Origin of the sequence: Lactobacillus sp. UMNPBX17 (genome assembly GCF_002553735.1) — a bacterium.
GTDB classification, from domain to species: domain Bacteria; phylum Bacillota; class Bacilli; order Lactobacillales; family Lactobacillaceae; genus Lactobacillus; species Lactobacillus gallinarum.
Genome location: NZ_PCYT01000007.1, coordinates 22718 through 46862 on the forward strand (window position 1 = coordinate 22718; position 24145 = coordinate 46862).

Annotated in this window: 19 protein-coding genes; 17 read left to right on the forward strand and 2 right to left on the reverse strand. The window is 36.5% G+C overall.

The window, feature by feature from the left end; genetic code table 11:
- Positions 1-3 precede the first annotated feature (3 nt).
- From CP368_RS02300 to CP368_RS02380, 17 genes are all read left to right on the forward strand, one after another.
- On the forward strand, positions 4-4314 hold the full coding sequence (locus tag CP368_RS02300) for a PolC-type DNA polymerase III (RefSeq protein WP_098043783.1): 4311 nt from the start codon (positions 4-6) through the stop codon (positions 4312-4314).
- 109 nt (positions 4315-4423) lie between these two features.
- Complete coding sequence (gene rimP, locus CP368_RS02305) at positions 4424-4900, forward strand: ribosome maturation factor RimP (protein ID WP_098036248.1); 477 nt, start codon at positions 4424-4426, stop codon at positions 4898-4900.
- A gap of 19 nt (positions 4901-4919) precedes the next feature.
- Positions 4920-6089 (forward strand): transcription termination factor NusA, encoded by a 1170-nt coding sequence (gene nusA / locus CP368_RS02310; protein WP_025005937.1) that lies wholly within the window; start codon positions 4920-4922, stop codon positions 6087-6089.
- Between the two features lie 8 nt (positions 6090-6097).
- Positions 6098-6394, forward strand: a complete 297-nt coding sequence (rnpM, locus tag CP368_RS02315) for an RNase P modulator RnpM (RefSeq protein WP_025005938.1) — start codon at positions 6098-6100, stop codon at positions 6392-6394.
- A gap of 2 nt (positions 6395-6396) precedes the next feature.
- Complete coding sequence (locus tag CP368_RS02320; RefSeq protein WP_098043784.1) at positions 6397-6708, forward strand: ribosomal L7Ae/L30e/S12e/Gadd45 family protein; 312 nt, start codon at positions 6397-6399, stop codon at positions 6706-6708.
- A gap of 4 nt (positions 6709-6712) precedes the next feature.
- Positions 6713-9316: a translation initiation factor IF-2 gene (gene infB / locus CP368_RS02325; RefSeq protein ID WP_098043785.1), complete on the forward strand. Its 2604-nt coding sequence runs from the start codon at positions 6713-6715 to the stop codon at positions 9314-9316.
- Positions 9317-9335: 19 nt separating this feature from the next.
- Positions 9336-9701, forward strand: a complete 366-nt coding sequence (locus tag CP368_RS02330) for a ribosome-binding factor A (RefSeq protein WP_025005941.1) — start codon at positions 9336-9338, stop codon at positions 9699-9701.
- 50 nt (positions 9702-9751) lie between these two features.
- A complete protein-coding gene (gene truB, locus CP368_RS02335) occupies positions 9752-10645 on the forward strand; it encodes a tRNA pseudouridine(55) synthase TruB (RefSeq protein ID WP_098036250.1) in 894 nt (297 codons plus the stop codon).
- A 5-nt stretch (positions 10646-10650) separates the two neighbouring features.
- Complete coding sequence (gene ribF / locus CP368_RS02340) at positions 10651-11613, forward strand: riboflavin biosynthesis protein RibF (RefSeq protein ID WP_199161200.1); 963 nt, start codon at positions 10651-10653, stop codon at positions 11611-11613.
- A gap of 166 nt (positions 11614-11779) precedes the next feature.
- Entirely contained in the window at positions 11780-12829 is a 1050-nt protein-coding gene (gene hrcA, locus CP368_RS02345) for a heat-inducible transcriptional repressor HrcA (protein WP_025005944.1), read from the forward strand.
- 15 nt (positions 12830-12844) lie between these two features.
- Positions 12845-13426 (forward strand): nucleotide exchange factor GrpE, encoded by a 582-nt coding sequence (gene grpE, locus CP368_RS02350; protein ID WP_025005945.1) that lies wholly within the window; start codon positions 12845-12847, stop codon positions 13424-13426.
- 16 nt (positions 13427-13442) lie between these two features.
- Complete coding sequence (dnaK, locus tag CP368_RS02355) at positions 13443-15302, forward strand: molecular chaperone DnaK (RefSeq protein ID WP_098043787.1); 1860 nt, start codon at positions 13443-13445, stop codon at positions 15300-15302.
- Between the two features lie 81 nt (positions 15303-15383).
- Entirely contained in the window at positions 15384-16538 is a 1155-nt protein-coding gene (gene dnaJ, locus CP368_RS02360; protein ID WP_025005946.1) for a molecular chaperone DnaJ, read from the forward strand.
- A 106-nt stretch (positions 16539-16644) separates the two neighbouring features.
- Complete coding sequence (gene lepA, locus CP368_RS02365; RefSeq protein ID WP_025005947.1) at positions 16645-18483, forward strand: translation elongation factor 4; 1839 nt, start codon at positions 16645-16647, stop codon at positions 18481-18483.
- A gap of 2 nt (positions 18484-18485) precedes the next feature.
- Positions 18486-19175, forward strand: coding sequence for a class A sortase (locus tag CP368_RS02370; RefSeq protein WP_025005948.1), 690 nt, complete (start codon positions 18486-18488; stop codon positions 19173-19175).
- A 119-nt stretch (positions 19176-19294) separates the two neighbouring features.
- Positions 19295-21568, forward strand: a complete 2274-nt coding sequence (gene recJ / locus CP368_RS02375; protein ID WP_098043789.1) for a single-stranded-DNA-specific exonuclease RecJ — start codon at positions 19295-19297, stop codon at positions 21566-21568.
- Positions 21569-21672: 104 nt separating this feature from the next.
- Positions 21673-22200 (forward strand): adenine phosphoribosyltransferase, encoded by a 528-nt coding sequence (locus tag CP368_RS02380; protein WP_025005950.1) that lies wholly within the window; start codon positions 21673-21675, stop codon positions 22198-22200.
- 99 nt (positions 22201-22299) lie between these two features.
- Here CP368_RS02380 and cysK read toward each other — a convergent pair whose 3' ends face one another.
- On the reverse strand, positions 22300-23229 hold the full coding sequence (cysK, locus tag CP368_RS02385) for a cysteine synthase A (protein ID WP_098045724.1): 930 nt from the start codon (positions 23227-23229) through the stop codon (positions 22300-22302).
- A 14-nt stretch (positions 23230-23243) separates the two neighbouring features.
- Positions 23244-24035 carry a homoserine O-succinyltransferase gene (locus tag CP368_RS02390; protein ID WP_098043791.1) on the reverse strand — a complete coding sequence of 264 codons (792 nt, stop codon included), beginning with the start codon at positions 24033-24035 and terminating at the stop codon, positions 23244-23246.
- Positions 24036-24145 lie beyond the last annotated feature (110 nt).

The following is a 24145-nucleotide window of genomic DNA, read 5'->3' on the forward strand; positions in this document are numbered from 1 at the left end:
TTTGTGGCAAATAAAAATGATCTTTTCTTAAAATTGCTCAAACAAGTTCATTTCCCTGATAGTTTTGAAGATAATGATCTTCTTCAAAAGGGAAAGGTTGAAAACGTGGATGTTTACGCTAAAGAACATAGGTGGGATATCCATGTTTTTTTTGATACTCCTTTGAAATATGACACTTATGTAGCATTAAGAAAAGCAATAGAAGAAACTTTTTCAGCATTTGTAAATGTAAGATTTTTTGTTGGTACAGGTGATGGTTCTGATCAATACTTGCCAGATTACTGGCATTATGCGGTACAGAATTCAAATACTTTATCTCCCGTCGCTAGAGAATTTTTAGCTGGACAAAAACCTAAAAAAGAAAATGGTCGTTGGGTTATTCCAGTAGATAACAATGTAATTGATGGATTAATCGAACAAAAGGCTTTAGATGATTTGGCTGAAGAGATGCGTGACTTTGGTTTCTTTAATTTAAAATTTATAACCGAAGTCGATCAAACTAATTTACAAAACAGTTTAGAAAGTTTGCAAGAGCTTCAGCATGAACATGAAAAAAGTATGCAGGAGGCTTTTAACAATACTCCGGAAAAGCCGAAGCCTAAACCAAAGCAGCAGTACCAAACCAAGCGTACTAGTTATGGCAATCGAAAACTAGATGAAAATGCTCCGATTACGCAAATTCAAGATGTTGAAGATGGTACTCGAAATGTTGTAATTGAAGGTAATATTTTCAATATTGAAAGTAGAGAATTGAAAAACGGTTCAGTAATTTTTACAGGTGAAATTACTGACTATAGTGATTCAATTGCGTTTAAGAAATTTGCTTCAAATAAGGAACAAATTGAGCAAATGGCTGCAATTAAGCCTGGTACTTGGGCTAAAATGCAAGGTTCAGCAATCGATGATCAATGGGTACATGATGTAGTATTCAACATTAGCAGCTTTGAAACAGTTGAACATATCGGACGAACGGAAAAATATGAGGGTGAGCAAAAGAGAGTAGAACTTCATTTGCACACTAATATGAGTCAATTAGATGCAACTAATGCACCAAGTGATTTTATTAAAACTGCTAAAAAATTTGGTCAGAAGGCTATCGCTATTACAGATCATGGTGATGTTCAGTCCTTCCCAGAAGCTTATAGTACAGGTAAAGCTACAGGCACAAAAATCTTATATGGTGTTGAAGCGAATATGATAGATGACCATGCATTATTGGTTATCAATCCAGCTCCAATGACTTATGAAGATCGTGAATTTGTTATTTTCGACGTTGAAACTACTGGTCTTTCATCTGTTTATGACACTATTATTGAAATTGGTGCTGTTAAGATGAAAAACGGTGAAGTTATTGAACGTTTTGATAAATTCATTAACCCACACCATCCTTTGAGTGAACAAACCATTAATTTAACTTCAATTACGGATGAGATGGTTAGTGCTGCTGATGATGAAGATGTAGTTATTAAGCAATTCCAAGACTTTTATGGTGATCGTCCTTTATGTGGACACAATGTTCAATTTGATGTCGGCTTTGTTAATGCCGCTTTAAGAAGAGCTGGTCTTAGTGAAATCACACAACCAGTTGTCGATACACTAGAAGTTTCTCGTTTGCTTCACCCTGAACAGAACCGTCATACTTTGGATTCATTAGCCAAAAAATATAATGTTTCCTTGGAACATCACCATAGAGCTAATCAAGATGCGGAAGCAACTGGTTACTTAATGTATAAGCTGCTAGATGCATTTAAGAAAAAATATAATGAAGATAATTTGAATAACTTAAATGGTTATGCTGCACATGGTGAGGTTTATAAGCGAGCTCGACCATCTCACATGACGGTTTTGGCTAAAGATCAAAAGGGATTAAAGAATTTATACAAACTAGTTTCAATAGCAAGTACGAAAGACTTTTATCGAATTCCGCGTACTCCTAAATCAGATTTAGCTCGTTTGCATGAAGGTCTGTTTTATGGCTCAGGTTGTTGGCAAGGTGATGTCTTTGTAGCAATGATGCAGAAAGGTTATGACGAGGCTAGAGAAAAAGCTAAGTTTTATGACTTTTTGGAAGTACAACCTCCTGCAAATTATTCTCAATTAATCGAGGATGGATTAATTAAAGATGAAGCACAACTTGAAGAAATTATTGGGAATATTTATAAGTTAGGTAAAGAATTGAATAAGCCTGTTGTTGCAACAGGAGATGCACACTATGTTGAACCACATGATGCTATTTACCGAACTATTTTAATTTCAGCGCAACGATCTAATCCAAATAGAAATAAACCGCAACCTGATTTGCATTTTTATTCAACTCAGGAAATGCTTGATGCATTTAGTTTCTTAGGTGAAGATGTAGCCAAAGAAATCGTTATTGATAATACAAATAAGATTGCTGATGAAATTTCTGAGATTCGGCCAATTAAGGATGGATTATATCCACCTCATATTGAACACGCTGATGAAGAAATGAAAAAGTTAACTTATGATAAGGCGTATGAACTTTATGGCAAGCCGTTGCCTAAAATCGTAAAAGACAGAATTGATCTAGAATTAAATTCTATTATTTCTAATGGATATGCGGTTATTTACTTGATTTCTCAACGTCTGGTGGCCAAGTCAAATAAAGATGGTTACTTGGTAGGTTCTCGTGGTTCTGTAGGTTCCAGTCTGGTAGCTACTATGTCAGGAATTACAGAAGTTAATCCACTTGCACCACATTATCGTTGTCCTAAGTGTAAATATTCGCAATTCTTTGAAAATGGTGAATATGGTTCTGGATTTGACTTACCTGATAAGGATTGTCCAAAATGTGGAACGCCTTTAGTTAAAGATGGACAGGATATTCCGTTTGCGACTTTCCTAGGCTTCCATGGGGATAAAGTTCCTGATATCGATTTGAACTTCTCAGGAGACTATCAACCAGTTGCGCATAACTTTATTCGAGTAATGTTCGGTCCAGATAATTCTTATCGTGCCGGAACTATTGCGACGGTTGCAGATAAGACTGCATATGGTTATGCAAAACACTTTGATGAAGAGCGTGATTTGAAAGCTAGAAATGCGGAATTGGATCGCCTGGCTAGTGGTATTCGTGGAGTAAAAAGAACTACAGGTCAGCACCCTGCTGGTATTGTTGTAGTTCCTGATGACATGGATATTTATGATTTTACTCCTGTATCTTATCCAGCTGATGATGTTAATGCAGCATGGTTAATTACACACTACGACTTCCACTCAATTCACGATAATATTTTGAAGTTTGATATTCTGGGTCACGATGATCCAACCATGATTCGTCACTTGCAGGACCTGTCAGGAATCGATCCACTGACTATTCCACCAGATGATCCAGGTGTTATGTCATTATTCTCAAGTACTAAGGCTTTAGGAGTTACTCCTGAACAAATTGGTTCACAAACAGGTACTTTGGGAGTACCAGAATTTGGTACGCGTTTCGTTAGAGGGATGCTTGAAGAAACTAAACCAACAACTTTTGCGGAATTATTGCAGATTTCTGGTTTGTCACATGGTACCGATGTATGGTTAGGAAATGCAGAAGATTTAGTCAATAACGGTACTTGCAAATTAAAGGATGTTATTGGTTGTCGTGATAACATTATGATGGACTTGATTCACTGGGGAGTTAAACCAGAAGTTGCCTTTTCAACTATGGAGTCTGTTCGTCACGGACGTGGTATTAGTGATGAAAATATGGCAATTTTGAAGAAGAATAAAAATATTCCTGATTGGTATATTCCTTCTTGTTTAAAGATTAAGTACATGTTCCCTAAAGCTCACGCCACTGCTTATATTTTAATGGCTTTACGTATCGCCTGGTTTAAAGTATATTACCCAGAAATTTATTACACTGCTTATTTCTCAGTGCGTGCTGATTTATTTGATTTAGTTGCAATGAGTCATGGTAAAAACACTGTTAAAGCTGCAATGAAAGAAATTCAAGATAAAGGGAACGATGCTTCAGCCAAAGATAAAAGTTTATTGACAGTTTTGGAAATTGCTAACGAATGTCTTGAACGCGGCATTAAAATTAAAATGGTTGATATTGATCAATCAGAAGCTACGGATTTCAAGATTTTAGATAAGCATACTATTTTGGCACCATTTAATGCGGTTCCTGGTTTAGGTGACAATGCGGCTAAGCAAATTGTCGCTGCGCGTGCTGAAAAGAAATTCTTATCTAAAGAAGATTTAGCAAAACGCGGCAAAGTTTCACAAACAATCATGAATTATTTCGAAGACAATGGCGTACTGGAAGGTATGCCCGATGAAAATCAATTATCACTTTTCTAGGAGTTATTATTACATTGTTATGTAAAACATGGTATACTAATAGAGAAGTTCGAATAGGTAAATTCGAGTGAGCAGTAATGCTCACTCTTTTTATTACGGAGGAAATTTTTTGTCTAAAGTTATAGATCTTGTTCGTCCAGTTGTCGAAACAATTATTGACGAGCATGGCGACATGTTAGTTGATATGGAATACGTTAAGGAAAAAGGTCAAAACTATTTACGAATTTATGTTGATCGTCAGCCCAATGGTATCGATATCGATGAAATTGCGGCTTTAAGTGAATTGGTTTCTGAAAAACTTGATACAATTGATCCTGATCCGCTTCCTGATCCATATGTTTTAGAGTTATCATCTCCAGGTGCTGAACGCCCTATTAAGACTGAAGCTGATTGGGAGAGAGCACTGAATGATTATGTTCATATTGGTCTTTATCAAAAAATTGAGGACAAAAAAGTGTATGAAGGTACGCTTAAATCCTATAATAATGATGAGATTGTATTAGAAGTAAAAGATAAAACAAGACGAAAGAAATTAACTATCCCTCGTAAGTTAATTGCAAAGATTCGTTTTGCAATTGAATTTTAGAAAGGTTGATCAAAAACTTATGTCTAAAGAAATGCTAGAAGCGTTTGCTACCTTGGAAAAGACCAAGGGCATTAAACAAGATGTTATTGTTGATGCAATCAAGGCCGCTTTGGTAGCTGCATACAAGAAAAATTATAATCAAGCACAAAACGTTGAAGTTGACTTCGATGAAAGAAGAGGTAACTTCAAGGTAATGGCTGTTAAGACAGTCGTTGATGAAGTACAAGATGACCGTCTTGAAGTTAGTTTGAAAGACGCCTTGGCAATTAATCGTGCTTATGAAGTTGGGGATGAAATTCGATTTGAAGTTACACCAAAGAACTTTGGTCGAATTGCTGCTCAAACTGCTAAGCAAGTTATTATGCAACGGCTTCGTGAAGCAGAAAGAAGTCATATTATTGACGAATATTCTCAATATGAAGATGAATTAGTTACAGGTACTGTTGAACGACGTGATAATCGTTTTGTATATGTTAATATTGGCAATGTTGAAGCTGTGATGCCTCAACGTGACCAAATGCCAAATGAAGTTTACAACCCACAAGATCAAATTCGTGTACTTGTAACTCATGTTGGCTCAGATTCTAAGGGTGCACAAATCGTTGTTTCAAGAACTGCACCTGATGTTGTCAAGCGATTATTTGAACAAGAAGTTCCTGAAATTTATGATGGAACTGTTGAAATTGTATCAATTGCCCGTGAAGCTGGCGACCGTACTAAGATGGCTGTTAAGTCAAATGACCCTAACATTGATCCAGTTGGTACTTGTGTAGGTCAAAAGGGTGCCCGTGTTCAAAATGTTGTTAATGAACTTGGTGGCGAAAATATTGATGTCGTTAAGTACGAAGAAGATCCTTCTGACTTTATTGCTAATGCATTGAATCCAGCAGAAGTAATTGCTGTTCAATTTGGTGATAATGAAGAAGAAAAGAGTGCGTTAGTAATTGTTCCAGATTACCAATTGTCACTTGCCATTGGTAAGAAGGGACAAAATGTACGTCTTGCTGCTCGCTTAACAGGCTATAAGATTGATATTCGTCCAGAATCTGAAGTAGAATTTGTTGATGAAGAGTCAGACACTGCAGCCAAATCTGCTGATACTGAATCTGATGAGGATAGTTCAGTTGATACAGATGAAGCAGCTACACAGGTAGAAGAAAGTTCAAGCGAAGATAATACTGAAGAATAGGTGATTTTTTGAAAAAAAGAAAAATCCCAATGCGGAAGGATTTATTAACCGACACTATGCAACCTAAAAAAGAGTTGGTACGTGTCGTAATCGATAAAGAAAAGAATATTGCTGTTGATCCTACTGGCAAAAAAGCAGGACGCGGCGCATATGTTTCACTTGATCCAACCAAGATTAAAGCCGCTAAAGAAAAGCATATTTTAGATCGTAGCTTAGGGGCTAAGGTTCCAGATAGTTTTTATGACGAGCTTTATTCATATGTTGATCATCAAAAAGCAAGAAAAGAATTGTTTGGTGATAAATAAGTTTGCAAAATAGACAAAAAGCGATTAATTTGTTAGGTTTAGCACAGCGAGCTGGTAAATTAATTACTGGGACAGAAACTGTGATTGCCAAGCTTAACAAAGGAAAAATCACCGCGGTCATCATGGCGTGTGACGTTCAAGACAACACCGCTGAAAAAGTTGATCGTGCTGCCAGAAAAGTTAATGTTCCTATAATAAACTTATTTTCAGCTGATGAGCTTTCCAAAGCTATCAGCAAAAAACGTAAAGTTTTAGGATTAACCGATGTCGGTTTTACCAAGGCATTGATTAAAAAAATAAATGAAGGAGTGTGATTGGATGGCAAAGAAAAGAATTTATGAAGTCGCAAAAGAAGTGGGCGTCGATAATAAAGTTGTAGTCCAAAAAGCAAAGGAATTGGGCTTCGATATAAAGAACCATATGTCATCAATAGATGATGCACAAGTTGCAAAATTAAAAGGTAGTTTCCAAAACTCCGCTCCCGCTGAGAAAAACAATAAAATAAAGATCTCTGTTTCTTCTATTCGTAAGAACGAAAAGAAACAAGAAGATAATGCAGGTTCAAAGAAGCCTAGAAGACGTAACAATAAGCGTCGTCAAAATAATAATGATCGCAATCGCAAAAATAGAAATGATCGCGATCATAACTCAAATTCAGGTAAGCCAAAAGCAGCTGCTTTGTTGCAACAATTTAAGCAAAAGCAACGTGCAGAGGAAGGCCTGCTTAATCGAGAAGCACAAAAAGCTAAAAAAGAATATCACGAACAATTGAGACATCCGAAAAAAGAACAACCAGTGAATAATAAGAAGAAAACTAACAAAGAAAACAATACTAAGAAGTCAGAATCAGTAGAGAAAAAAATTATTGGTCCAAAGATTTTGAAACCATCTCCAGCACGTTTGAAGAAGAATCAACCTTCAACAAATGATAAGCCTGCAGTGAAGGTTTCTATTCCTGAGCCTCCTAAAGATGAAAAACGTGGCAATGGTCGCGGTAAGAATATGGGTAAGCCAGGACGTAAAGGTAAGAACCAATTCTTTAATAATCATAATGAACATTCTGATCGTTCAGAAAGAAAACGTCGTAAGAATAAGAAACGTCAACAAGAACAAAAGCCAAAGAAGCAACCTACTAAGCGTAAGGAACGTCCATTACCAGAAACTTTAATATATGAAGAAGGTATGAACGCTCAAGACATTGGTAAGTTGATTCACCGTGAACCAGCTGAAATTGTTAAGAAATTATTCATGCTTGGTGTGATGACTAACCAAAACCAATCTTTGGATAAGGATACCATCGAATTATTAGCAGCTGAATACGGTATTAATGCTAAGCAAAAGGTTCATGAAGATATTTCTGATATTGATACTCTTTATGACAAGAGAATGGAAGCTTCTAAGAAGTCTAAGAATCAAGTTAAGCGTCCACCTGTAGTTACTATTATGGGGCACGTTGACCATGGTAAAACTACTTTGCTTGACCGTTTGCGTCATACCCATGTTTCAGCTCATGAAGCTGGTGGTATTACCCAGAAGATCGGTGCTTACCAAGTTCGTCTTGATGACCGCTTGATTACTTTCCTAGATACTCCTGGACACGCAGCCTTCTCAAACATGCGTGCACGTGGTGCTGAAATTACTGATATTGTTGTCTTAGTTGTTGCAGCCGATGATGGTGTTATGCCACAGACTGTTGAAGCTATTGACCACGCTAAGAGCGCCAATGTTCCAATTATTGTAGCAATTAACAAGATGGATAAGCCAGGTGCTAACCCACAACACGTAACTGAAGAATTGATGAAATATAATTTAATTCCTGAAGATTACGGTGGTGACACCATCTTTGTAAATATCTCAGCTAAGACTGGTCAAAATGTTGATGATTTATTACAAATGATCTTGCTTCAAGCTGATGTGATGGAACTTAAGGCTAACCCAACAGAAATGGCAATTGGTACTGTAATTGAAGCTCGCTTATCACGTGGTCGTGGACCAGTAGCCGACGTTTTGATTCAACAAGGTACTTTAAATGTTGGTGATCCAATTGTTGTTGGTGATACTTTTGGCCGTGTTCGTACTATGACTAACGATCGTGGTCGTCAAGTTAAAAAGGCTACTCCATCTGAACCAGTTGAAATTACTGGTTTGAATGACGTTCCAGAATCAGCTGATAAATTAGTTGAATTTAAGGATGAAAAGACAGCACGTTCAGTTGGTGAAGCTAGAGCACAACAAGCTTTGCAAAAGTCTCGTGAAAATGTTCAACATGTCACTCTCGATAACCTCTTCGATACTATGAAGAAGGAGAATATGAAGGAAGTTGACATTGTCTTGAAGGCTGATGTTCAAGGTTCTGTTGAAGCTTTGCAACAATCTCTTGAAAAGATTGAAGTTGAAGGCGTTCGTGTTAACATCATTCACTCAGGTGTAGGTGCTATTAATGAGTCAGACGTAACCTTAGCCGGTGCTTCTAATGCATTTATCATTGGATTTAATGTTCGTCCAACTGCAACTGCTAAGAGTCAAGCTGAAACTGAAGGCGTCGACATTCGTTTGTACAGTATCATCTACAAGGCAATTGATGATGTGACTGCAGCCATGAAGGGTATGCTTGAACCAACTTACGAAGAAAAGGTTATCGGTAACCTTACTGTTCGTGAAACTTGGAAAGTATCTAAGGTTGGTACTATTGCTGGTTCCTTTGTTGATAAGGGATTGGTTAAGAATAACGCCAAAATTAGAGTTATTCGTGATGGTATTGTTAAATACGATGGTGAAATTGCTTCACTTAAGAGATTTAAAGATGATGCCAAAGAAGTTAAGCAAGGTAACGATTGTGGTTTAACTATCAAAGACTACAACGATATTAAAGTCGGCGACGAATTCGAAGTTTACGAAATGCAACAAGTTGAACCTAAGTAATAATTTTTAGGAGGCAAACATGAAGCATAGAATTGGTCGTGTTGAAGGAGAAATTCTTCGTGAATTAACCAAAATTTTACAAAAGAATATTCGTGATCCTCGTTTGAGTGAAGTAACTATCACTGCAGTGGAATGTACGAATGATCTTTCATATGCAACTGTTTACTATAGTCTTTTAACTGAAAATGCCGATAAGGAAAAAGAAGTTCAAGAAGGACTAGAAAAGGCTAAAGGTATGATGCGTCACTTATTAGGACAAACTTTAACCGTTTATAAAGTTCCTGAATTAATTTTTAAACGAGACAATTCAGTAAAATATGGTAGTAAAATTGACCGTTTAATTGCAGAAGTTAAAAAGCAAGATGCTGAACGGGCAAGTAAATAAAAAAAGCGCCGTTTAGGCGCTTTTTTCGTTTAGATAGAAAAGGATTATTTATGTTAAATGGAATTTTAGTTATCGATAAAGATAAAGGGATGACTAGTGCTGATGTAGTTTATCATTTACGCAAAGCTCTGCATATCCGAAAAATTGGACATGCGGGTACACTTGACCCCGAGGTAACAGGTGTATTACCTATTGCAATTGGACAAGCAACTAAACTGATTGAACTTATGCATACTAGACCTAAAGAATATATTGGTAGTGGCCTTTTTGGATATGCCACTGACAGTTATGATTCAACTGGCACAGTTTTGAAAAAGACCAAGTTAACCAAGGCATTTACTTCTGAAGATATTCAGAATCATATGAATGAGTTTTTAGGGGAAATAGAACAAGTACCACCAATTTACTCAGCCGTAAAGGTAAATGGTAAGCATTTATATGAGTATGCTAGAGAAGGTATTGAGGTAGAGCGACCAAAACGTAAAGTTGATATTTTACAATATGATTTAACCAATAAACCTACATTCAATGAAAAAGATGGACAAGAAGAATTTGATTTTAAAATTAAATGTAGTAAAGGTACATATGTTAGATCCTTAGTAAATGATTTGGGCGAGAAAATGAATTGCCCAGCAGTTATGACTTACTTAAGAAGAGTAGCTAGCTCAGGTTTTGATATTTCTCAGGCCGTTAAGTTAAGTGAAATTGAAGAGAATCCTGAAAAAGCTGCAGAATTGATTCAACCAATTGACGCTTTCTTTAAAGACTATCCTCAAGTTGATCTAAGTGAAGGAAAATGGCTTAAAGTGAAAAATGGAGCAGGTATTTCGTTAGAAATAGATGCTAAAAAAGTCGCATTAAGGTACAATAAAAAAGTCAAGGCGATTTATGAGAATAAGGGAAAATTATATCGCCCAAGTTTAATGTTGATTCAAAATGAATAACTGAAATGAAGGGATTAGTTGTGAAAATCATTCATTTAACTTATCCAGTTAGCGAAAATACCATATCTTCAAAAACTATTCTAGCCTTAGGTTTTTTTGACGGCGTTCATTTAGGTCATCAACGCTTAATCAATAAAGCCAAAAAAATAGCTGATCAAAAGAAATTACCATTAGTAGTATTAACTTTTGATCGTCATCCGAAGGAAATTTATGCTGCCAAAAAAGACTTTAAGTATTTAGAAACTTTAGATGAAAAGGCAGATAAAATGGCAGAACTAGGTGTAGATTATCTAGCCGTAATGCCATTTACTAAAAAGTTTAGCGAGATAGATGCACAGAGTTTTGTAGATAATGTAATAATTAAACTCAATGCAGATACAGTAGTAGCTGGATTTGATTATACATATGGTCCTAAAGAGACTGCTAATATGAAGAATTTACCAAAATTTGCGAAGGATAGATTTGAAATTTTCGTTATGCCTAAGCAGATTTTTAATGGTAAAAAAATAGGTTCAACTGAAATTAGACAGGCAATTAGGGAAGGTAAGATGGAATTAGCTTTTCAATTAATGGGTCACCATTATGTGATGAGCGGGATCGTTGGTCATGGTAAAAGAAATGGCCATAAATTAGGCTTCCCAACAGCTAATTTAGTTTGGGCTAGTCATAAGGTAATTCCCAAAATAGGAGTATATGCCACTAAAACGCAGGTAGCTGGAAAGTGGTATGAATCTATGACTAGTGTCGGTTATAATGTAACGATTGGCCAACCTGAACAAATTTTTATTGAATCATATATATTTAATTTTAAACAGGATATTTATGATCAGCCAATAAAAATTAAATGGTATAAATATACTAGAGGCGAAATTAAATTTAGCAGCCTTGAAGAATTGAAAAAACAATTAGAGAAAGACCAAATAGAAATTGAACATTATTTTGCACAAGAAGCACGAAGTAATGCGTAACGAGAAGCTGAAGAACTTAGCAATTTTGAACTAAGTTCTTCAGTTTTTATTTTTTGAAATAATTTGAAGAAATTTTAGCACTCCTCTTGTTTTTCTGCTAATTTATAGTATCATATTAATTGTTAGCACCTGAGAATTACGAGTGCTAAAAGTGAGGGCGATTATTATGTTGACCGAGCGTCAAGAGCTTATTTTAAAAACAATTATTACAGACTTCACACAAACGCATGAGCCTGTTGGCTCTAAGACGGTGATGAAGCAGTTACCAATTAAAGTATCAAGCGCTACTATTCGAAATGAAATGGCGGTCCTAGAAGATCAAGGCTTAATTGAGAAGACACACTCTTCTAGCGGAAGAATTCCGTCAAGTGATGGATATCGTTATTATCTTGATAATTTAGTTGAACCGCTTCAGTTGCCAGAGTCTGTTTATAACACGATTGGGACACAATTAGATCGACCTTTTCATCAGGTGAATGAAATCGTACAAGAAGCAGCACGCATTTTATCTGATTTAACTAATTACACTGCTTTTGCTGAAGGACCTGAGAGTAGGGATGTTAAAATTACAGGTTTTAGGATTGTTCCCCTGTCTTCTAGACAAGTGATGGCAATTCTAGTGACGAGTGATGGCAATGTCCAAAATCAAGTTTATGCTTTACCACATAATATTCATGGTGAAGAAATTGAAAAAGCGGTTCGAATGATTAATGACCAATTAGTTGGTAAGAGTTTAAAGGAAATTAATGTTTCATTGCTAAGTGAACTTGCTAAAAACGAATTAGGTAGTGATCATGCTAACGAATTATTTAGCTTAGTTGAAGACGTGTTAAAAGATGCGGCTAGTGAGCAGATGTATGTTGATGGACAAATTAATCTATTGAACAATACAACTGAGAATAATGTAAATGATATACGTTCACTCTATGAATTAATTGATCGAGATAATTTGTTTTCTAATTTGATGAATATTAAGGCTGATCCTAAGACTGAAAAATACCCAGTTAAGGTAAAGTTAGGATCTGAATTGCCGAATGATTTATTAAAAAATTATAGTTTGCTGACAGCTGAATATAGTGTCGGCTCCCATGGTAAAGGAACAATAGCTTTACTTGGGCCAACAAATATGCCGTATTCTCAAATGATAGGGCTTCTAGAATACTTCAGAAATGAATTAGCCAAGAAGTTACTTGATTATTACGGTAAATTTCAATAATAGAGGAGGTTAGCCGTGAGTAAAGAAGAGTTTCCTAGTGAAAAGAATTTAGATGAAAAAGAAAATGCTTCAACACCTAAGGATGTTAAGAAAAAGGCAACTGAAGGTAAGGAAGCAAAAAATGATAAACATGATGAAAAATTAGCTAAAGAATTGGCTGATTTAAAAGATAAGAATAAGGAGCTTGAAGATAAGTATCTTCGTAGCGAAGCAGAAATTCAAAATATGCAAAATCGCTATTCAAAAGAAAGAGCTCAACTTATTAAGTATGAATCTCAAAGCTTAGCTAAAGATATTTTGCCTGCTGTAGACAATTTGGAGAGAGCTTTAAGCGTAGAAGCCGATGATGATGTTTCCAAGCAACTGAAGAAGGGCGTTAAGATGACGCTTGATTCATTAACTAAAGCATTGAAAGAACATGGCATCGTTGAGATTGAAGCTGAAGACGTAAAATTTGATCCGACATTGCATCAAGCTGTTCAAACTGTAGCAGCCGAAAATGATGATCAAAAAGATCACGTTGTTCAGGTTTTACAAAAAGGATATCAATATAAAGATCGGACACTAAGACCAGCAATGGTTGTAGTTGCTCAATAGGAGAGGAAGTTTATACATGTCAAAAGTTATTGGTATTGACCTCGGAACTACTAACTCAGCAGTTGCAGTTCTTGAAGGTAAAGAACCAAAGATTATTACTAACCCAGAAGGTAACCGTACTACTCCATCTGTAGTAGCTTTTAAAGATGGTGAAATTCAAGTTGGTGAAGTAGCTAAGCGTCAAGCTATTACTAACCCTAACACTATTGTTTCAATTAAGCGTCACATGGGTGAAGCAGATTACAAGGTTAAGGTTGGTGACAAGGAATACACACCACAAGAAATTTCTGCATTTATTTTACAATACATCAAGAAGTTCTCAGAAGATTACTTAGGTGAAAAGGTAACTGATGCAGTTATCACTGTTCCTGCTTACTTTAACGATGCACAACGTCAAGCTACTAAGGATGCTGGTAAGATCGCTGGGTTGAATGTACAAAGAATTATCAACGAACCTACTGCTTCAGCATTAGCCTTCGGTTTAAACAAAGACCAAGATGAAAAGGTCTTAGTTTACGACCTTGGTGGTGGTACTTTCGATGTTTCCGTTCTTCAATTAGGTGACGGTGTCTTCCAAGTATTATCAACTAACGGTGATACTCACCTTGGTGGTGATGACTTTGATAACCGTATCATGGATTGGTTGATCAAGAACTTTAAGGATGAAAATGGCGTTGACTTGTCTAAGGACAAGATGGCTATGCAACGTTTGAAGGATGCTGCTGAAAAGGCTAAGAAAGACTTGTCAGGTGTTTCTTCAACTCACATTTCACTTCCATTCATTTCTGCTGGTGAAGCTGGTCCATTACACCTTGAAGCTGACCTTACCCGTGCTAAGTTTGATGAATTGACTAGTGACTTAGTTGAAAAGACTAAGGTACCATTTGACAATGCATTAAAGGATGCTGGTTTAACTGTAAACGATATCGATAAGGTTATCTTAAACGGTGGTTCAACCCGTATTCCAGCTGTTCAAGCAGCAGTTAAGGAATGGGCTGGGAAAGAACCCGACCACTCAATCAACCCTGACGAAGCTGTTGCCTTAGGTGCAGCTATCCAAGGTGGTGTTATTTCAGGTGACGTTAAGGACATCGTTTTGCTTGATGTTACTCCATTGTCACTTGGTATTGAAACCATGGGTGGTGTCTTCACTAAGTTAATTGACAGAAACACTACTATCCCAACTTCAAAGAGTCAAATCTTCTCAACTGCTGCAGATAACCAACCAGCAGTAGATGTCCACGTATTGCAAGGTGAACGTCCAATGGCTGCAGATGATAAGACCCTTGGTCGCTTTGAATTAACTGATATTCCACCAGCACCACGTGGTGTTCCACAAATTCAAGTTACCTTCGATATCGATAAGAACGGTATCGTAAATGTATCTGCTAAGGATATGGGTACTGGTAAGGAACAAAAGATTACTATTAAGAGTTCATCCGGTTTGTCAGATGAAGAAATCAAGCGTATGCAAAAAGACGCTGAAGAACATGCTGAAGAAGACAAGAAGCGTAAAGAAGAAGTTGATCTTAGAAATGAAGTTGATCAATTAATCTTTACTACTGATAAGACTTTGAAGGACACTAAGGATAAGCTTTCTGATAGTGACCGTAAGCCAGTTGAAGATGCTCTTGAAGCTTTGAAGAAGGCTCAAAAGGACAACAACTTGGACGAAATGAAGGAAAAGAAGGATGCTTTATCAAAGGCTGCACAAGATTTAGCAGTTAAGCTTTACCAACAAAACGGTGGAGCACAAGGCGCTGCAGGTCAAGCTGGCCCACAAGCCGGTCCTCAAGGTCCACAAAATGGCCCACAAGGTGGTAACAATGGTGGTGCCCAAGATGGTGAATTCCATAAGGTAGATCCAAACAAGTAATGGGTTTATAATTAAACAAAAGGAGAAAAGAACTACCCATTGAGTAGTTCTTTTCTTTTGAAAATATAAGGAGTTCAATTAATGGCACAAGAAGATTATTATAAAGTGCTTGGCGTAGATCGTAACGCCAGTGACCAAGAAATTAGTAAAGCATATAGAAAGTTAGCTAAAAAATATCACCCAGATTTGAACCATGAACCTGGTGCTGAAGAAAAATATAAACAAGTTAACGAAGCTTATGAAGTTTTGCATGATAAGCAAAAGCGTGCACAATATGATCAATTTGGCTCCGCTGGTGTAAATGGCCAAGGTGGTTTTGGTGGCGCTGGCCAAGGCTTTGGCGGTGCTGGATTTGATACTTCTGGATTTGGTGATTTTGGCGACATTTTTGGTGATATCTTTGGTCAAGGAAGACAACAAAGAGTAGATCCGACTGCTCCACAACGTGGTCAAGATTTAGACTATACTTTGACTATTGACTTTATGGATGCGATTAAAGGCAAGAAGACGCAAGTTAGCTATACTCGTAGTGAAACCTGTGGTACTTGTGGCGGCAATGGTTGTGAAAAAGGCACTCACCCAATTACCTGTGATAAATGTCACGGTACAGGTTATATGACTGTTACTCAGCAATCTATGTTAGGGATGATTCGTCGTCAAACCATCTGTGATAAATGTCATGGTCGCGGTGTAATCATTGAACACCCATGTAAGACTTGTGGTGGTAAAGGTACTGTTCAAGGAAAGAATACTATTGAAGTTGATATTCCAGCAGGTATTGATAATGGCCAACAACTTCGCTATCAAGGCCAAGGTGAGGCTGGTATAAACGGCGGACCTTACGGTGATTTGTATATTAATTACCGTATTAAACCATCTAAGATTTTCCAACGTCGTGGTCAAAACATTTATACTGATGTTCCAATTTCATTTGCTCAAGCTACATTAGGTGATGAAATTACTGTTAAAACTGTCCATGGTGATCAAAAATTAACTATTCCAGCTGGTACTCAACCAAATAAGAAGTTTACTCTTCGCGGACAGGGTGTACCATATCTTCGCGGAAATGGTAATGGTGATCAAATTATTACAATTAATATCGTGATTCCAAAGCATATCAATGAAAAGCAAAAGCAAGATTTGACTGACTTTGTTCATGATGGTGGCGGAGATATTACACCAAAAGAAAAAGGATTTTTTGAACGACTTAAAGACAAATTAAGTGGTGAAGATTAAGAAAAATGACATTGCATCAGGCAATGTCATTTTTGTATATCTATTCGTTTTATAAGATTAAGGACCTTTGCTATAATATTAAGGATAGTAAAGGGTGAATAAATTTATGGATTTAGAAAAATTAAAAGATTATCAAAAGCATATTCGTAATTTTGCCATAGTTGCCCATATTGACCATGGTAAATCTACGATCGCTGATAGAATTCTAGAATTAACTGATACAGTAAGTCAGCGCCAACTTAAAAATCAAATGCTTGATGACATGCCACTTGAACGTCAACGTGGTATTACTATTAAGATGAACTCCGTTGAAGTTAAATATCATGCTAAGGATGGAGAAGATTATATTTTCCACTTAATTGATACACCTGGGCACGTAGACTTCTCTTACGAAGTCTCAAGATCACTTGCAGCCTGTGAAGGTGCTTTAATGGTTGTTGATGCTTCTCAAGGTGTGCAAGCGCAGACTTTAGCCAATACTTATTTGGCTATTGATGATGACTTGGAAATTTTGCCTGTCATTAATAAGATTGACTTACCTTCAGCAGATATTCCTAAAACTAAGGAAGAAATAGAAGAAATGTTAGGCTTGGATGCTTCAGAAGCTGCCGAAGTTTCAGGTAAAACAGGCCAAGGCATCGAAGATATGCTGGAAAAGGTAGTAAAGGATATTCCTGCTCCATCTGGTGATATTACAGCACCACTTAAAGCCTTGATTTTTGACTCCAAGTACGATGATTATCGCGGTGTTGTTATGTCTGTCAAAATTGAAGACGGTGTAGTTAAGCCTGGCGATAAAATTAAGATTATGAACACCGGAAAGGAATATGAAGTAACCGAAGTAGGTGTTTCAAGTCCTCATCCAGTTAAGAAAGATCTTTTAATTGCCGGGGATGTAGGTTATATCACTGCCAATATTAAATCAGTTCGTGAAACTCGTGTTGGTGATACCATTACTGATGCAACTAATCAAACTGAGGAACCATTAGAAGGTTATCGTCAGATTCCACCGATGGTTTATTCCGGTATGTATCCAGTTGACAACCGAGATTACGATGATTTAAAGGAAGCTTTGCAAAAGTTGCAGTTAAATGATGCTGCTTTGGAATTTGAACCTGAAACTTCAACTGCCTTAGGTTTTGGATTCCGTTGTGGTTTCTTAGGTTTGCTTCATATGGATGTTGTGCAAGAACGACTTGAGCAAGAATTTGATCTAGGGTTAATCATGACTGCTCCAAGTGTTGACTACCACGCAATTATGAATGATGGATCTACTAAGGTAATTGATAATCCATCTGATTTACCAGATGCCGGTGAATATCAAGAAGTACAAGAACCTTATGTTAAAGCAGAAATTATGGTACCGAATGATTTCGTTGGCCCAGTAATGGAATTGTGCCAACGCAAACGTGGTGAATTTGTTACTATGGACTACCTTGATAAGTATCGGGTTAATGTAATTTACAATATGCCATTAGCTGAAATTATCTTTGACTTCTTTGATGATTTGAAGTCTTCAACTAAGGGGTATGCTTCTCTTGACTATGAAATTACCGGATATCGTTCAACTGATTTGGTTAAGATTGATATCTTGCTTAATAAAGAGCCAATCGATGCTTTGAGTTTCATTGCTCATAGATCTGAAGCACAAGACCGTGCACGTCAAATGACTTCTATGCTTAAGAAGTTAATTCCACGTCAAAACTTTGAAGTTGATATTCAAGGTGCGATTGGTGCTAAGATTATTTCGCGTGCAACCATTAAGCCATATCGTAAAGATGTTACTTGGAAGATCCATACCGGTGACCCAGACCGTCGTGCCAAGCTTTTGGAAAAACAGAAGCGTGGTAAGAAACGAATGAAGGCAGTTGGTAGGGTAGAAGTGCCACAAGACGCCTTTATGGCAGTACTTAAGATGAATGACGATGATATCAAAGGTAAGTAATTATGGCAAAAAATAAACATAAAACAAGTATTAGCACGATCGTCATTAGAATTCTAGCGATCATTTTGTTAATTGTTGGTCTTGTTCTCATCTTTAACAAGCAGATTAGCAATCACATGATTAGTCATAATCAGCAATCGACTTTAACCGGCTTGACTAAAAAAGAAGTTGAAAAAAATCAACGTAAAAAAGGAATGTATGATTTTAGTAAAGTAAAGTCGATGGATATGGCTCGAGCTACGAGATCGCAGATAAAAAAGACTTCAGGTGCAATTGGTGCTTTAGCTATTCCTGATGTAAATATGCATTTACCAATAATGCTAGGGATGTCAGACGATGCTATGTCCACCGGTGGCGGTACAATGCGTGCTGACCAAAAAATGGGTGAAGGTAACTATCCATTAGCTGGTCACTATATGACTGCTAAAGGTATTCTTTTCTCACCACTAGAGGATGTCAAGAAAGGTGAATTGATTTACCTTACTAATTTAAAGAAGGTTTATGTTTACCGAATTTATATGAAAAAAGTTGTTGATCCATCAGCCGTTTGGTTAGTTAATAATACTAAGAAAAAGATAGTGACCTTAATTACTTGTGCTGATGGTGGTGCAAATCGTTGGGCTATTCGTGGTAATTTGATTAAAACGGAAAAGGCTAACGCAGAGAATCTTCGAGTCTTCAAAATGAAGTAAAATCTTCGAACTTTTATGCAAACAAAATTTGCGTTAGAATAAGAATTAGATTTTTCAATAAAGACACTCAATTATGAGTGCCTTTTAATTTTTATGAAATGTAAGGTGTTTTGAAAGTAATGAAGTGGCAACAAAGAACAGCTGAAGAATTAGCGCCAGATTTAATAGAAAAATATCAACTTAGCCCAATCTCAGCACGGCTTTTTGCATTACGTGGTATTAATACAGATAAAAAATTAGATTTTTGGTTTAACGCAACCGAAGAAAACTTAGCCGATCCAACTTTGATGCATGATATGGATAAAGCGGTCGATCGAATTAATCAAGCAATTGATAATGGCGAAAAGATTACCATTTATGGTGATTATGATGCTGATGGTATCACGGCCACTACAATTATGACTGAGACGCTGAGTATTTTAGGTGCAGATGTTCATTACTTTATACCAGACCGTTTTAAAGATGGATATGGCCCAAATCTTGATCGCTATAAGGATATCGTGGCTGATGGTACTAAGTTAATCATTACTGTAGACAACGGCGTAACTGGAATTGAAGAAGTTGAATATGCTAAAAATAATGGCGTTGATACGATTGTTACCGATCACCATACTTTTCAAGAATCTAAACCCGATGCCTATGCAACAGTTCATTGTAATTACCCCGGACAAAAATATCCTTTCGATGACTATTGTGGTGCAGGCGTGGCTTACACAATTTGCCGTGAACTTATGCAGGATCCTGTACCAGAATTGCTAGATTTAGCAATGATTGGCACCATTGGTGATATGGTTAAAGTGACGGGTGAAGGTCACATTATTGTGAAGCGCGGTTTAGATGTGCTTAATCAAACCGAGCGACCTGGTTTAAGAGCTCTGATCAAAAATGCTGGATTAACGCTAGGAACGATTAATGAAACAGATGTTGGCTTTAATATTGCTCCTCGGCTTAATGCAGTGGGGCGCTTAGCTAATGCAAATTTAGCGGTACAACTTTTGCTTAGTGATGATGATCTTGAGGCTCAGAAAATTGCTGATCAGATTGAAGATTTAAATAATAAGCGCAAAGAGCTAACTACTGAAGTTTATGATCGCTGTATGGAATTAATTCGTGAAAATAGTTGGCAGAAGCAAAATACTTTGGTCTTATATGATCCTGATTTTCATGAGGGCGTTTTGGGTCTGGTCGCTAATAAAATAGTGGAAAAATTACATAAGCCAACTATCGTTTTAACTAAAAATGATGAAGGGGAGATTAAAGGTTCAGGTCGTTCATTTACTGGCTTCAATCTTTTTGATGCCCTTAATCCTTTAAAAGAGAGTTTGCTGACTAAATTTGGTGGTCATGATTTTGCTTGTGGTTTATCCATGGAAGAAGATAAAGTAAGTGCTCTGCGAGAAAAGTTTGAGGCTGATTTTCACGTTGAAGGTGGATTAGAGACTAAAGAGTATGATATGGAATTGCCTATGCATGGTTTATCGCCTCAAACTTTAGCTCAGATTAATCAAGTTGGACCATTTGGCACTGGAGATCCGCAACCAATTTTCAGTATTTCGGATCCAACTATTACTAATTTTTTCAAAATAGGGAAAGATAAGAATCACGTTAAATTAACGGCTAATAAAAAAGACGGTAGTTTAGCAATTGTGGGCTTTAATAAAGACTATTTAAATAATAATCTATTGCCGTTTATTGCTAAAATTTTCGTTACTTTGTCTTTAAATACCTATCGTAAGCAGGTATCTTTGCAAGGCATTATAGAAGGGATAGCATTCGCATCCCCAAAGTTAGCAGTTCCAACGTCAGTGATCGACTTAAGACAGGAAAAATTTGTCATGGGCTTTGCAGATCGCTATTTGCTGTTTGATAAAAAGAATATTCCGATCGTTAAAAATCGACTTCAAATTGATGATGATAAGATTAGCTTGGTCCAAGATTATGATCAATCTGGTGAAACAGTTGCTTTACTTGATGTACCACGCAATCAAGTAGAATTGAATACTGCTTTAGAAAAAGATTATCAACAAATCTATTTACGCTTTTTATTGGATCAATTACCTGTAGAGCATATTCCTGCAAAAAGTTATTTTGGCAAGGTATTAAAGTATATATATGCCCATCCTGCATTGAAGCCTGACGACTATCGAACTGTAGCACCTTATTTAGGCTTGGATTATGATAGTGTGTTGTTTATTTTACGAGTATTCTTTGAATTAGGCTTTGTTAAATTGGATGATCAAAAATTGGTCGGTGAATCTAATCCAAAAAAGCAACCCTTGACTGCTTCTAAATATTTAATGGCGACGGAATCTCAAATTAAGTTTATTAATCAACTGAGGACGATGCCTACTCAAAAATTGATTACATATGTTAATAATTTTGTAAAAAAGTAGATAAATATCAAGATTTCAGTGCTTTTATAACAAATCTTTGGTAAAATATACAAGTCAAAAGTGTTTGAATACAAACACAGATAATTATGGAGGTTTTTCTTCTTATGGCGATTGATTTTAGTAAGTATATTGCAAGTGTTAAGGACTTTCCTAATAAGGGAATTGTCTTTCGCGATATTACACCTATTTTGCAAGATGGTGATTTATATCGTGCTGCTACTCATGAATTGGCAGAATATGCAAAGAGTAGAAAGGCAGATGTGATCGTAGGTCCTGAAGCACGTGGCTTTATTGTAGGCTGTCCTGTTGCAACTGAGTTAGGCTTAGGCTTTGTCCCAGCAAGAAAGCCACACAAGTTGCCAAGAGAAGTTGAACGTGCTTCATATGACTTGGAATACGGTTCAAATAGCCTTGAAATGCATAAGGATGCAATTAAGCCTGGTCAAAGAGTTGTTATCTGTGACGATTTAATGGCCACAGCAGGTACTTTAAGAGCTTCTAAGGAATTAATTGAAAATCTTGGTGGTAAGCTTGTAGGTGCCGCATTTTATATTGAATTACCTGATTTAAAGGGTAGAGAAAAGTTGCCTGATGTTGATATTTACTCACTTGTTCAATATCACGGTGCATAAAATAATCATGCATCATTAATTATTGATGCAAAATCAACAGAAATTAAAAAATACTCCTAGGGGAAATTCCCTTAGGAGTATTTTTCATAATATTAAGATTTAATCATTAAATAATGCAGTTGAAAGGTAACGATCGCCGCCATCTGGAACTACGGTAATGACAGTATGTCCTTTACCTAATTTTTTAGCAATTTCAATTGCACCATGAATATTTGCACCGGCTGAAATACCAGGTAAGAATCCTTCATTTTTAGCGACTTCACGAGCAGTAGCCATTGCTTCATCAGTAGAAACAGTGACAACATCGTCGTAAATATTCTTATCTAAATTCTTAGGGATGAAACCAGCGGCAATTCCTTGAATACCATGTTTCCCAGTCTTACCATCTTTTAATAATGGAGATTCAGTTGGTTCTAATGCAAATACCTTAGTAGCTGAATTTTCACGTTTAAGAGCATGTCCAATTCCTGATAAAGTACCACCAGTACCAACACCAGCTACAAATGCGTCAATTGATTTACCAATTCCGTTCATTGCAGCAATAATTTCCGGTCCTGTAGTTAATTCATGAATATTAGGGTTTTCAGCATTATTAAATTGCATTGGCATGAAGTAACCTTTTTCTTTAACGAGTTCTTCAGCCTTGGCAATTGAGCCCTTCATACCGTCTGCACCTGGTGTCAAAATGAGTTCAGCACCGTAGCTCTTCATCAATTTACGACGCTCAATGCTCATAGTTTCCGGCATCACAATGATAATATGATAACCTTTAGCTGCGGCAACCATAGCCAAACCAATACCAGTATTGCCTGAAGTTGGTTCTACGATTGTACCGCCTGGCTTTAAAATACCATCTCGTTCTGCTTTTTCAATCATGGCTAAAGCAATTCTATCTTTAATTGAACCAGCTTGATTTTCAAATTCCAACTTTACGTAAACATCTGCCGCATCGTCAGGGACAACACGATTTAGCTTAAGTAATGGGGTGTTTCCGATAAGTTCTGTAACTGAATTAAAAATTGTAGACATAATGTATACCTCTCTTATTTATCTAACACTAATTTGCTTTTTTTGACCTGGGTTAACCAATTATCAAAGAATATTTTTTGAGTATCTTTCCACTGAAAAAGTGGAGCAGATAATGAATAATTTTCAGGCCTTTTGTAATGTCGCTCTGGATGTGCGGCAATTTCTCTTTCATATTCCTTCTTTAAACCTTCACGATCATATTCAATGTGAGAGAAAACGAAATTTTGCTCTGGTTTTGTTAAAGAAGATACCATAAATAGATGGCCGTTGTCGTCTACTGAATTAATAGTTAAGCGTGGATCTTGCATAGTCTGTGCTTTGTCCATTTCAGCGTAACGAGCATGTGGAGCAATAAATCCTTGGCTAAGACCATTTAATAAGGAATTTGGTTCGATTATTAAGTGAGGAAAAGTACCAAAGATTTTTTCCGCCAAAATTCTTTTTTGAATATCGTAAAAGTAATCTAAAGCTACCATTGCGCCCCAGCAAAAATATAATTGCTGTAATTTGTATTTATCTAATAACTGAAGCAAACATCGGACTTCCTCGATATAGGTGACTTGCTCAAAATCCAGGTGATCTAACGGAGCACCAGTAATAATAAAGCCATCGAAATCTTGGATATGATTAAGATCTAATGGTTGAGAAATTTTAGCAACTTCGGGTGGAACAGGACGATTTTGATAATGCATACGTGGGTAAAAGAAAGTCAGGTCTGCGTCTGGTAAAACATGTGCAAATCTTTGTTGAGTATCTAACTTATCATGCATTAAATTCAAAACGCCTAGTTTTACTCTATTAGCCAAGTTTTATCCTCCTTACTTTTTAATAGTTAATATCATTATACAGCTTATAAAAAATAAGTAAAGAAATAAAACTGCATTATTTAGAAAACAAAATCCCTTATCAGATATAC